The organism is Neobacillus niacini NBRC 15566 (genome assembly GCF_001591505.1).
Lineage (GTDB): Bacteria > Bacillota > Bacilli > Bacillales > Cytobacillaceae > Neobacillus > Neobacillus niacini.
This window is the reverse complement of the sequence record NZ_BCVA01000013.1, coordinates 42,600-55,111: the sequence shown is the minus strand read 5'-3', so window position 1 is coordinate 55,111 and position 12,512 is coordinate 42,600. Positions and strand designations below refer to the sequence as shown.

The following is a 12,512-nucleotide window of genomic DNA, read 5'->3' as shown; positions in this document are numbered from 1 at the left end:
GGATGCCCGGCACTTATTTTCAGCATATATTAACAAAATATTAACAACCGTAAGGGCTTTATTTTCCCTTTGAATTGGAATTATAATTTTCAAATCTTGAAGGCCATTTTTTCTTTTTTAAGTACTTTTCATTCAGTACAACAACTTTAGTGTTCTCTGTGGTGAGGTATTTTCGGTAAACTGAATTATATTTTTTGAACGCAAAATGCCCTAGAGTATAAATCGGTAAGATAATAAGCACGTGAATGACTAATTGTAATTTCAAATCCAATTCATTCCCACTGATATAAATAGTCATTACAGCATATGCCACAAGAGAAACCATTAAGGTAATAACCACATTACATATGTGAAAAGGTAACACATCTTTTTTTTCTCCAAAGATTCGCTCTAGTTCATTCTTGAAAAAAAGGGTAACAAATACGGATATCATAATAACAAAAAGGGTAACAAAATATGTAAGAACCGTGTACATTTTTTCCGCCCCTCGCTCTTATAGTTCATCACATAATCACTTCTTGCCGAAACTCTAATATCTATAAACATAACACATTTTTCCTCATAAATCATAAAAAGGGGTCAGTCCCCCGTTGAATTAAAGCATTAACTCATTGGGGGTCTGACCCTAAAATTATATAATTAAATTTGAGCTGTAACTGGTGCTTTTACCCATTCGTTTTCAATAGGAATTCCTGCGTCTTTTATGGTTCTAAAGACCGGGCAGCGTAAATCAACTGCTGCTTGCATTTCATTGATTCTTTCTTGTGATTCCGATGTTTCAACAACTGCTTTTACGACTACTTTTTCAAAATATGGTTTAACTTCTAAATTACCCATTAAACCGCTACTATCAAGTTCCCCTTCAACGTCAAATGAGATTCCTTGAAGGTCAAAGTCCATTTCCTTCGCAATGATTTGTGCCATTACGTTTTCACAACCGATAAGTGATGCTAAAAATGCTGAAAGCGGGTCAATGGCAGAATCCTTCCCGCCCATTGCAACCGGTTCATCAATGGCAATTTTATGCTTACCTGCCACTGAATCGGTTCTCATTTCACTTCCGATTCCTTCCACCCTCACCTTAATTTGTTGTCCCATACTCCTCATTCCTCCTAGGATTTAACGCTCACCATATCTCTTAATTTCTTTGCAGCTTCAACCATCGCTTTTAATTTCTCATAGGCAATTTCATCACTATTCATTGGACGCTGTGCAAAGGTTCCAAAACCACAATCCGGATTTAAAAAGATTTTATCATCAGGTACGATCGCTCTTATCTCTTCTACTCGTGCAACAATATCCTCAACTGATTCAATTTCAACGGTTCTAGGATTAATGACGCCAAACCCGATGGTTTTTCCCTTAATGCTGCGAATAGCGTCAATCTCTCCCGCTCTAGGTGTCGCGAATTCAAGTGCTAATTGATCAACATTTGCTTTTTCAAGATAAGGAATTAATGGAAAGTAAGGACCCTGCAGCAGAATTTCATCTTGTGTGCTCCAGTTCCCACGGCAAATATGAACGCCAATGGTTGTTCCTCTTCCAAGCATTCCATCTGTAACTTGATTGATCAAATCTAAGGCAAACACTAACTCCTCTTCTGCATCCGCTTTTGCTGTAAGTGCTCCGCACATGAATGTCCGATTCGCATTCTTTTTCGTAAACACAACCTCTGTTAAAACAGGCTCATCAAATTGAACAAATTCAACTCCAGCTGCTATCAGGTCCTCTAATTCTTCACGCAGTACACGAACAATATCAATCGATAAATCCTCTTTTGTTGGGTAAGCATCGCTTGATAGACCCTCTACCCACATCGATCTTGTTAGCAAATAAGGCCCGGGTAAGGTCACTTTAACACCTTTGTCCGTATGTTGTTTTAAAAAGAGAAAGTCATTTAATGCCATCGGTTTTTTACGGCTGATCTTGCCGGTAGCAGCAGGATTAGACATTGAAAAAGCCGGAACATCTAATGTTCCTAGAATCTCTTCAAAGCTTGATTTATCTTCTACATAATCTAGTAATTCAGAAACACTAAGCATGCGAACATTATTTAAATGTTCAGCGACAAAAGAAATATAATTATCCCGGCGCTGTTCACCATCCGAAACAATATCGATGCCTGCTTCCTCCTGCCATTTTAGGCATTGTAAAACCGCCTGATTTGCAACAACCTGGAATTCTTCCTCACTCATTCGCCCCGCCCGCTTTTCACGCAAAGCTCTCTGTACTTCTTTGGAGCGCGGCCAACTGCCGATGACAGTAGTTGGAAATTTCAATAACACCATGTAAACGACCTCCTCAATATACAATCGTAAATTGTATATTGATATTGATTGATGGTTTAAGAGTTTGATAGATTGGAGAACGCTCAAGCGTTTTGTTCCAAAGCTTTTCTAAATCTTCATCTGATTGAGGGGACGAGACATAAAAAGTCCCTGTAACTTCCTTCACTTTTGGACTGCCTGCATCCTCCATTTCCAGATGAAATAAAACATTATCCAATCCAGCCTTTAAGGAAACTTCTAATTGGTCGATTTCTAGATTTCTTCTTGAGGCAAGTGCCTTGAAACCTACCGTTAGATCTGAAGCAAGTGCCCCAAGTAAGTAATCTATTGCGCTAGGGGCAGCAACTTTAGAACTAAAATCAGCGGGTTTTCCGACAACAAAAGTATGGTTTCTGGAATGAACTTTTGCAGATAACGTTCTTTCACCTTGTACACGAACATTCCATTTATAACCTTTTGCAGCTTCAAAGTCTGCCTCTAATTCTTCTTGTCGGGCACCTTTTCTGATAAAGTATCTTGTTGTATGATCCCCTGGTTCCGAACCTAGAAACTCATTATTAACCATCCTGCACCAAGCTGGCAAATCATCAGCAACCGTCCGCTCACGACTGCGAACCTCTAGTAGTTCCCCATCTAATAGGGGATCCATTGCTTTTTTTATGATTAACAATAGACCCGAACCACAATCTAAGTCTCCACCATCACAAATTGCCTTTGGAATCTCCATAAAGTCACCTTTCCTTCAGCAAATACAGTTGCTGTAAAGATTAATAGGTTATAGAAGCAGCGCCTTGAGTTAAGAATTCAACCACTTTTGCTCCACCAACAATCGTAGCGCCTTCAATTAGGTCTTCTTCGTTAAAGTTACGTTTCTTGAAACATGGGCTACATACCCAAACACTTCCACCGGCTTCAATAAATTGATCCATAAGTTGCTTTAATGGAGCAAATCCTTCTTCATGAATATCATCAGCATATCCTTTTGACCCAAGGTAAGCGCCTTCAACGTTTAAAAAGACAACCGTTTCTTGACCTGATGCAACGGCAGCATTTGCAACCACAAAACCTACGGTCGCTTTATCCGGATCATTTTTTGCATTTGTTAAACTAACTAAGAATTTTCCTAACATCCTATTTCCTCCTAATAATTCATTGATATTTAAAAGACTAAATCAGCCTTTTTTAATAAAGTAATGACTAATTTTGCCATTATCATCCCGCTGTAATAGATGATGTTTTTGCAATCGACACCAAGCAGGTATATCCTCTCGTGCCCCAAGATCATATGAGATAACCTCAATAATTTCTCCACTATTCATCTTTTTCATTGTTATAAACAACTTCATAATTAATTCGCCACAGCCGGTTGGACCCGCATCATATGTCAATATTGGTATATATTGCTGTCCCATCTTTTTCGTTCCCTTCCAACTATATTAATCCTATAAACTACTTGCTTTTATAACCTTCTCCATTATTATAGGTAGGTTATTTTTCCAAAATAAACCTTTATTATCGATAAATCAAATCATATTCAATCTATTTTTTAGATACAAGCTACAAAAGGCTGTTACAACAGCAAAAAAGGACTGCTCCCTATTCAGGGGAAGTAGTCCTTAATTGTGAACAATGTTTAACAATTACTGGTTCTCAAAATAAATTTTACTTATCGGCAATATTCACCCTGCTAAGGAAGATAAAATGAAAAGTTGTTTCCAATGGTGGTATACAGGGTATGTATATTTTGTATGCTTTATCAGCAAACAAAAATGGAAATGGAGGCTATAACTATGAGTAAAACGGTTTTAGGAGTTTATAATTCCAGTGATGAAGTAATTCAGGCCATTGAGGTATTCCAAAACGAAGGATACTCCGTAAAAGACTTTTCTATTATTGCTAATACAGCAGATGTCTCTTCCTACATTGAAGATGAAACCAAAGTGGCTTCCCAAGAGGTTAGCGCAACTATTCAGCCTCAAACAGAAGAACGCCAAGGTTTCTTAGCAAGCCTGTTTACCCCGTTTGAGGATCGTATGTACCCAGAAAATGAAGGCAGATCTACCTATTATAGTTATTTGGTCGCTCAGGGTATTAGTGAAGCAGATGCATTAAAATACGAAGAGGATATCAACTCTGGACTTATTCTACTCCTAGCGGAAAAAGGACTAGAGAACGTTAGTGCTGCCGATGGTATCTCTACAGAAGACTTTGATCGTGATCGAATAGGTCTTGCGGATACTTTCGAGACGGATACGCAGCAATCACTAGAGTTGCGCGAAGAACAGTTAGATGTGAATAAACAGCGTGTTCAGACAGGTGAGGTAGAGGTAAAAAAGGATGTAGTGGAAGAACAAAAAACAGTAAATGTTCCAGTAACGCATGAAGAGGTTTATGTAGAGAGACGATCAGTCGACAAAACGGATGCAGACACAACCACACCAATGGGAATGGGCGATGCTGAAGCCATCCACGTTCCAATTGTCGAGGAGAAAGTAGAAGTGACGAAAAAACCCGTCGTTGCTGAAGAACTGGTAATTGGTAAGAAACAAGTTACGGAAACCCAACAGGTAACAGAAAATATTAAGCGTGAGGAAGCAAAAGTGACCAAAGAGGGCGATGCTTCGGTCAATGAAACGACTACTAACAGCAATCGTGTGGATACTGATAGATTCTAATAGACGGTGTCTAAAGGGTATTTCTATTAGAGACTAGTGGGTCAGTCCCCCGCTGCATTAGCATTTTAGCAGACTGGGGGACTGACCCTTATTTTTCAAACAAAAAGTCTTAATTCCTATAATTGGAGGAATTAAGACTTTTATTTCATTATATACATAAGCGATAGTTTCTTAGAAAACTTCTGATAGCTTTTCATTCCCCTGATTAATATGTAAATCTTTGACCTTAACATGTGACGGCAGCAGCGGATGATTGCGTATGATGTTGACAGTTTTTTGTACGCTATCCGTTAAAGTTTTGCCTCCCTGCAGCCATACACTTACCGTACCCTCAGGAAATTCCGGCATGCAATTTTTAAAAAGATAATCCAATGTTTGAATCTTGTCCTGTAATTCTTTGCTCTTATATATTTTATTTAGTACATCCCCAGTATTCTTTTGATAATCATTTGTGGAGACCACAACGATTTCCTCAACATTTTCCTTATACACAGCAATAATGATGTCCCTCATTAAATCGTCGAAGGCGTGTGAAACGACTGGCTGATATGTTTGTAAGATAATCATGTTTTCCAGATTGAAATTGGTTTCTTCTTTAATGTATTGTTCTAATTTCTGCTCCATACCAATCACAAATAGTACTTTTTTCTTTTCTTCTCTAGACATCAAATTCACCCCATAAATGTTTTGAATTTTGTTCCAAATAAGTTTGCTGACTCTTTCTTATATAAAAAATGCGCGAGTCCGAACATATCCTTTTGTTTTTAACATAATTTGCTTTGCAGATCACTGGAGAGCTTAAAGACCATTACTCGTTCTCCAGTTTGTGTACTAATATCGGTGTAAAAACTTACTACTTCTTCCCCTGTTATCGTTAAGATAATTTCTTTTAATTCATCCAGACCGGACTCCACTAAACTGTTGCGATGTACTTTTACTGATAACAATCCTTCTTTATCCTGACATACCGTATATTCAGCAGCAGTTAGTATACCGCGGAGTACTACAATCACCATATCCCGTAAGATGTCCGATTTAACAGATACGGAGCCTCGTCCAAGATAACTTTTCTCCCAATGTGTTAAAGCTTTGCTTATTTCCGCTTCAATTGTTCCTTTTGTTTTTTCCATTCCGATTCCTTTTCCTTTTATCAACGTTACATTCATAGATAGCCAAATATTTCCTATAATATTCAAAAAAGATCTTTTCCGTCCATGTGACGTAAGCTTTGTACCATTGCTGCAAAAGCGCCGGAAAAAAAGCAGCCTTCACACAAGGACATATATATAAACTGGGGAAGATGCTAAGACCAACTCTGCCAGTGTCCTTCCGGATCAATAGACGCAAGCCGAATCCATCCGTTTTTCACTTTTTGATGAAAGGCATGATCGTTCTCCAACACCCGTTTCACATAACCCTTCGGTGCTTGGATCACCACCAGCAAACGCAGTGGCTCGTGATAGGCATCTTCATCTGATTTCATAACAGACTGCCAGGGTAGTCCGGATAATAAGTCACTGGCGTTCCCCTGCATGACCCCGAGACCGGCTGTCACGGTTTGGGTTATTTTATTCCCGCTGCCATAATAATGAGGGGCAACAGTAGATGCATAATATTGCAGGTTAATCCATTGAGTGACCGTTGCCGGCCCTGAAATGATGTTGGCGAGAATAGCACCGTTTTTATCCTTCTTCCAGTTATAATTGTTAAGAAAAACTCTTCCTCCCAGATTGCAGTCTTGGGTCAGCCGGCGTTCCCCAATGATAAACGCAGCGTTACGTGCCAAGCCCCATTCCGGACGGACCTCACTCCAATCTTCTGAAAGGCGCTGCGCTTCTACCTTCGGATTCTTGAGATGGGTTCCGAGATTTGGCAATTGCGAAATTCGCTCGGCACTGGCTTTCTCACTCACCTTTGGCAACTCGGCTTGGATACGTTTAAATGCTTCCTTTGCTTCAACTGATAGTTCCGGAACATAAAGCCAGCGTAATTCATCAAGTGTGGTAATATGCTCGGCAGCTGCAAAAACGGTATCTTTTGGAATGATAATTCCATCTGTTTCGAGGCTCTTCCGTACATCGGGAAGATTACACAAAGCTGCCAGCACCCGTGCATTAAATCCGCTTGATGCTCCTCCGCATGCACCACAGTCAAGTGCGGAACGATATGGATTGTTCGTGCTGTGACTTCCATGTCCGCAAATAACCACTAGTGGTGCAAATTGATCGGTGAGTCCCATCATTTTTAGTGCTTGCCGTACAAAGTGTACTTTTTCTTTCACGGAAAATCCAATTGGCAGATCTGTTTCCGATTTTTGCGTATAGTCAAGTGAGAGTTCCGTGGATGGTTTATGCAGCCATGTTTCGAGCAATTTACTTAATGTCCGTCCTGCACTCCGAGGCATAAAGCTGCGAGCAAGCGTTTGCAGGCTGAGCCAGGGACCACTAATTTCCGGAAGTGCCATACTGGAAACCATATTATTTTTCATTGTTTTAAATGTATAACCGAGTGTATTGACTACCTGATGCCGTTGTTGAAAGGATTCAACATCTGGTGAAAACTCGTTTACTTTGTATTGCGGTTTAAACATTACTGGCAAAGAGTTATGCGTGTGATTACTGCCAAGCTCGCAGGTTTCAATTGGCAAACCGAAAAAGCCTGCTGTTCCAAAGGTCTCAAAATCTCCTGCTTTTTCAAGTTTGCGGCGAAAAGGCTCTGAACGCACATCAATACAAAATACAAATTGAGCGAGTGCCGGCTTTACATTTTCTTCAGCTGAAGCAGACTGTTGAGATGTAATCATCGTCTTTAATTGTTCTTCAAATGTTTTTTCCCATGCTTCGAGCAACAGCCGATTGCGTAGAATCTTATCAAAACGATACGCAAGGGCCAAACGTGCCTTTATTTCTGTTGAGGATAACTGTAACCAACCATTGATTGGCAGGTTCCCCCATTCCGCCCAAGCTGCAATTAATGGTTCTAGATTTACTTTATGATTTCTTTTTTCAGGAAAGGGAAGACAGGGTTGTACTAAAGCCCATTCCATCAAAATTCGTACAGCTAAATAGTCAAATAGGAGTGATGTTTCTTCGGCTGATTGCTGTGAGCGCCAAAGCATCATTCCCCCCCAGCCTGGCAAAGCAAGGAAATGTGCTTCAAAATAGTCCTGGAATTCTGAAAAAGGAATTTCCAGCCTAAGCAAAACTTCCATTAAGGCAGCGTCTGCTTCTGCCGGCAGCTCATTTAATTGTTTACGTACGTTACGGCTAAGTGCCGGGTCATGCTGGACTAGTTTCCGCCATGCATGATAGAAACCTTTCTCCCTATGAGGCATCGACCAGACAGCCTGGGATTTATCCAAAAACAATTTACACCACTTGATCATATGGCGGTTTAACTCGTGTGCTGCATTCACCCTTCCCAGTTGCTCCAAGCGCTGACTATAGGTTTTGACCGAATGTTTTTCTATCATTTGGGATGTAAAACGGTTAAGTTTTCTTGCGATGCTTTTTAACTCAGGTGCTTCCAGAGTATTTGAATATGGTTGATTCTGTAAAAGTGCAGCCCGGCAAAACCCCTCTGCGACCTCACTCGGCAACTCCAAAGACTGTGAGTTTAGCCAATGTTGAATTCCCTTTTCTAAAAAGACTTGATGAATCTCTCCTCGCTCCAGTGCAGACTGAAATAAGGAATCATTGGGATAGATATCTACATCACAAGTATCTTTGAGCCAGCGTACCATTTTTTCAAACGGTTGTCCCTCTAAGCCTGACCAGGGGTTACGTGCTGCAAATGTGTTAATAGGTCCGAGCGGTACAATGACCCTGCTGGCGGATTTCACCAAGTCATTAAGATCGAGGGTATCAGGAAGCTTTTCCCAATGTAATGTTTTTGCTAATGTTGTATTCATCGTAAATGACCTCCTCTAAAGAATGATTGTGTCAAATGCTTAGGATGACTTTCGACCAAATCATTTTGAGGCTCACCCAATCGTACAAGCCAAAGATAAATGCGAGCATAGACAGTTGATGAACGATGACGAGCCAGCCTTACACCTGCAGCACTTACAGCCAATAAGATAATCAGCAGCAAAGTGGCTGCTGGTGCCGGTGGTTGAATTCCTTTCGGGATTGTATCTTGTAACACTCCATAAAAAGCACCATGTACCAAACTGTATACAATTGCCGCTCCTGCAAACAAGGAAAATCCTGCTATGCGCCCGATACGTCCGTATCCAAAAGCCACGAGCTGGGTCCAGGAAAATGAAACGGACCATCCTAAGGTAAGAGCGCTTATCAATTGATAACCCTCTCCAGGAGAAGACATCCAAAGACCAATTGCCACCAGAAGACCTAAAATCCCGCCAGTAATTGTCCATAACAATGATGTTGGCTGGTTGGTTCTGGAGGTTGGCTCCTCTTGGTGGTGAAGCACAGAGCCAGCTTTTAAGAAAAGGGTTGATTTGAATAGACCATGTAGGACAGCATGGATAATGGCTGCCAAATAAGCACCTAATGCACATTGGATTAACATGAACCCCATCTGTGCAATCGTAGACCCGACCAGCTGCCGTTTATAATCAACGTGGACCAGCATAATTCCCGTCCCTATCATGACGGAAACACTGGCCAATAGAAGCAATACAATTTGGGCTATATCTCCGCTAAAAAGCGGAGAAAATCGAGTCAATATAATCCCGCCTGCATTCACTAATCCCGCATGCATTACCGCGGAGACCGGCGTTGGAGCCACCACTGAATCTAACAGCCATCGTTGGAAAGGCCATTGTGCTGCCGGAATCACGACAGCCAAGATTAGCAGCAGATTCATACAAGTCCTTTCCCATGAATCAAGTTGTGCAAGACTGCCTTTGGTAAGGATGAGCGACAGTTGCCAATGCCCCGTGGTTTGGGTAATCCAGATGACAGCTCCCAACAGGAAAAGCCAGCCTAGTGCAAACAGACGGCCGGATTGCGAAGCCGCTTTTCTAGCAACACTCCACTCCTTTTTTAATCTTATAAGCAAAGTGAGTCCTAGGAGTGTAATCCCCCAGCAAACTAGCAACAGGCGAAGATCATTACTTAGCCAGGCACCTGAATCTGCAGTAGTAGTTATCGTCAGCAGAGCAAAATATTTTCGATAGGAACGATCGCCGAGTAAGTAACGAACAGAATAGCGCTGCACGATAAAACCGATGGTAAGGACAAACAAAGCCAGCAGCCATGATAAAGAATCAAGCCGCCAAGGGCCATAAATCATGGTTTCATTGTTCGTAACAAGTGCCAGCAGGGCAGCGATCGGGGGCAGCAATGTGATACCGACGTGGAACCGAACAAAAGACAACGGGATCCTTGGGAATAACAGGAATAGCCCGCTAAGTACCGATAGGGCAAGCAATCCAAAAAATATTTCCGGCAGAGAGATTAACATTTTACCTCCCCCCACCAATGTATGGAAGAAAACATCATTCTGAAAATATGACTTTGACCGATTTCCTTCATTACGCTACATTCCTTTCTGTTTTATTTTTTAAAAACAAAAAAACCGACAATTTTTTAAAGCATAATGGTTAAATCCATTAAACTTTGAAAATTGCCGGTTTACTTTTAACGGGCCCAGTCAGGCCTTTTAATAGTCTACCTAATTATGTAATTACAGTTATCCTCTTTGTTATAGATTTACTTTTTCATATAGTCAATAGAAAGCTATTAACCACATGCTAAAGTAATCTATTTATTAAGAGATCAATTAAACAATTAATTTATGGTGGTAATGATACTATTTATCAAACATTCTGTCAAGTTAAAACTTGGTCCTACCTTACTTATTTATTAAGCAATTTGTTCAGTTGGTTGCTCCGATACAAGCTTGTTATATATTATTAAATCTTTTTCAAATAAATTCAAATAAGTTGCCATTCCCTTATTTTTTGCTTTTTCAAAGCTTTCCCAGTCAACAATACCGTATTTCATATTTAACTTTTCAGCATTCACCCAAGCGGTTTCTTCAAACGCGATATTCATCTCATGCTCTTCGATTATCATTTTGAGAAGATTTTCATCACTGTATTGTTCGAATTTTGTATGGTTTTTTTTCATCTCATAAAATTCAAGCGTTTTTGACAGTGATTCCAGTAAAGCCTGCCGGTCCAACGCATGCCCTAACTCATGTAGAGTGAAAGCTTTAATATACGATTTGAGTGAAACTTGAGCCTGCATTTCCTTTATTGCTTCTTCTATACGTTTAACATCATATCCTATATGATCAAGGATAAAATTATAGCTCATATTCACCCCAGTATGCTCTTGCTTCAGTTCAATTTCTATTCCAACTGCTCTTATAGTAGACTGTATTAATTGCTCAATCCAGTTTATTTCACTCTTATTGTTCAATTTTTCCCCTTGCTTTCTTATTTAATTTATCTATTAAGATTTTACGCTAATTGAATAGTGTGGAAACCTTCTATACACTAATTTTATCAAATGAAGTTCCCTACAACTATATGATTATATATCAAAATAAATTCCTTAGCTAAAAAGTAATACTAACTATTAACCTCTTTATTGTTTGAAAAAAGGGTTCCTAATCTATGATTATAAGAGTACGCACTTATAGGGTGGGGGAAAGGCTTTGATTAAGCAGCCGGGAAAACAAATAGACGGAATAACTCCGCCTATTTGGAATTTATTGATAAAAAAGACTTATTTAGACGGAGAGATTCCGCCTATTGGCTTGAAAAACTCAAAAATGGGGGGTTTTTCTTTGCATAAGTGGAAAACCTCCTCTTATTTCCCCGATACGAGCCCCATGTTGAATTTAACCGGAAAATCTCCGGTTATTCAACATGCCAATACGACTGTCAATTGGGCACATACGTTAAGAATAGCACTCAACGCCAAAAAGGGCGCCCCATAATGTATGGGGCCCCCTTTTTGGATAATATGTCGGATTAGCTATGATGAGAGGTGCTCACGTATTTAATTATTGTCACGTTGTTTGGCACGGGCTTCGCCGCCTTTGCGCCCAATCTCCTCATAAAACTCTCTGTCATGGTTTGCAGCGGTAGCTTCTCCACCTTTGCGCCCGATTCTTTCATAAAATTCCCTATCATGGTTTGAGGAGGTGGCTTCTCCACCTTTCCGTCCCGCTTCTTCGACAGTCATGTTACCATTATTGTCTTCACTGCGATTGTTCTTGGTATTCTTAGCCATAGAAAAATTCCTCCTTAATTTTACTAGAATTCAGTTGCACTCCTTATATTCCCGCCCCCTATTAAATTAAACATCATTTTTTTCATTTGCTATTAGAGCAACCTGATTTTGAAGTAGATTATCCACGTTAGAAAGCCTCCTTAAAAGATGATATATTACTATATCCGCTATAGAGATTTTGAAAATTCGTCCACTGTTCTTTTATTATTCTTCAACCATAGCCTCCTCATCTAAAGAAGATCCTCAATTAAGAGTTCTACCAAAAAGTAATTTTTATTGCCAAAGCCATTTGGGTTATGTAGATTCGCAAACTTTAACAACACAAAAAACCACTCCCT

At 40.0% G+C, this 12,512-nt stretch carries 14 protein-coding genes; 2 read left to right on the top strand and 12 right to left on the bottom strand.

Translation table 11 applies throughout. The features are described from left to right. Positions 1–58 precede the first annotated feature (58 nt). The 6 genes from BANA01_RS12595 to BANA01_RS12570 form a co-directional block, all read right to left on the bottom strand. Positions 59–475, bottom strand: coding sequence for a hypothetical protein (locus BANA01_RS12595; RefSeq protein WP_034675311.1), 417 nt, complete (start codon positions 473–475; stop codon positions 59–61). 164 nt (positions 476–639) lie between these two features. Further along, a complete protein-coding gene (locus BANA01_RS12590) occupies positions 640–1,098 on the bottom strand; it encodes an OsmC family protein (RefSeq protein ID WP_034675307.1) in 459 nt (152 codons plus the stop codon). 14 nt (positions 1,099–1,112) lie between these two features. Further along, complete coding sequence (locus BANA01_RS12585; protein ID WP_034675304.1) at positions 1,113–2,288, bottom strand: cobalamin-independent methionine synthase II family protein; 1,176 nt, start codon at positions 2,286–2,288, stop codon at positions 1,113–1,115. A 13-nt stretch (positions 2,289–2,301) separates the two neighbouring features. After that, on the bottom strand, positions 2,302–3,015 hold the full coding sequence (locus tag BANA01_RS12580) for a sulfurtransferase TusA family protein (RefSeq protein ID WP_034675301.1): 714 nt from the start codon (positions 3,013–3,015) through the stop codon (positions 2,302–2,304). Between the two features lie 40 nt (positions 3,016–3,055). Then, entirely contained in the window at positions 3,056–3,418 is a 363-nt protein-coding gene (locus BANA01_RS12575) for a DsrE family protein (protein ID WP_034675298.1), read from the bottom strand. A gap of 42 nt (positions 3,419–3,460) precedes the next feature. Continuing rightward, positions 3,461–3,676: a sulfurtransferase TusA family protein gene (locus BANA01_RS12570; RefSeq protein ID WP_235847133.1), complete on the bottom strand. Its 216-nt coding sequence runs from the start codon at positions 3,674–3,676 to the stop codon at positions 3,461–3,463. Between the two features lie 402 nt (positions 3,677–4,078). Between BANA01_RS12570 and BANA01_RS12565 the strand changes: the two genes are divergently transcribed. After that, positions 4,079–4,963 carry a YsnF/AvaK domain-containing protein gene (locus BANA01_RS12565; RefSeq protein WP_052106375.1) on the top strand — a complete coding sequence of 295 codons (885 nt, stop codon included), beginning with the start codon at positions 4,079–4,081 and terminating at the stop codon, positions 4,961–4,963. Between the two features lie 171 nt (positions 4,964–5,134). Here the strand turns inward: BANA01_RS12565 and BANA01_RS12560 are convergent, their stop codons facing one another. The 5 genes from BANA01_RS12560 to BANA01_RS12540 all read right to left on the bottom strand — a co-directional run bounded on the left by BANA01_RS12560 (position 5,135) and on the right by BANA01_RS12540 (position 11,355). Then, a complete protein-coding gene (locus tag BANA01_RS12560) occupies positions 5,135–5,629 on the bottom strand; it encodes a carbonic anhydrase (RefSeq protein ID WP_034675290.1) in 495 nt (164 codons plus the stop codon). 98 nt (positions 5,630–5,727) lie between these two features. Then, positions 5,728–6,093 carry a Na-translocating system protein MpsC family protein gene (locus tag BANA01_RS12555; RefSeq protein ID WP_034675425.1) on the bottom strand — a complete coding sequence of 122 codons (366 nt, stop codon included), beginning with the start codon at positions 6,091–6,093 and terminating at the stop codon, positions 5,728–5,730. A gap of 173 nt (positions 6,094–6,266) precedes the next feature. Next, positions 6,267–8,873 (bottom strand): DUF2309 domain-containing protein, encoded by a 2,607-nt coding sequence (locus tag BANA01_RS12550; protein WP_034675287.1) that lies wholly within the window; start codon positions 8,871–8,873, stop codon positions 6,267–6,269. After that, on the bottom strand, positions 8,870–10,393 hold the full coding sequence (locus BANA01_RS12545) for an NADH dehydrogenase subunit 5 (protein ID WP_034675284.1): 1,524 nt from the start codon (positions 10,391–10,393) through the stop codon (positions 8,870–8,872). Before BANA01_RS12545 ends, BANA01_RS12550 begins: the two co-directional genes overlap by 4 nt. A 401-nt stretch (positions 10,394–10,794) precedes the next feature. Continuing rightward, positions 10,795–11,355: an integrase gene (locus tag BANA01_RS12540; protein ID WP_235847132.1), complete on the bottom strand. Its 561-nt coding sequence runs from the start codon at positions 11,353–11,355 to the stop codon at positions 10,795–10,797. A 238-nt stretch (positions 11,356–11,593) separates the two neighbouring features. Here BANA01_RS12540 and BANA01_RS12535 point away from each other — a divergent pair, with 238 nt between their 5' ends. After that, a complete protein-coding gene (locus tag BANA01_RS12535) occupies positions 11,594–11,878 on the top strand; it encodes a hypothetical protein (RefSeq protein WP_034675281.1) in 285 nt (94 codons plus the stop codon). A gap of 62 nt (positions 11,879–11,940) precedes the next feature. On the opposite strand, the gene BANA01_RS12530 is transcribed toward BANA01_RS12535, so the two are convergent. Next, the gene (locus BANA01_RS12530) at positions 11,941–12,174 is read right to left on the bottom strand and encodes a KGG domain-containing protein (protein WP_034675278.1); all 234 of its coding nucleotides are present in this window, start codon (positions 12,172–12,174) and stop codon (positions 11,941–11,943) included. Positions 12,175–12,512: the final 338 nt, after the last annotated feature.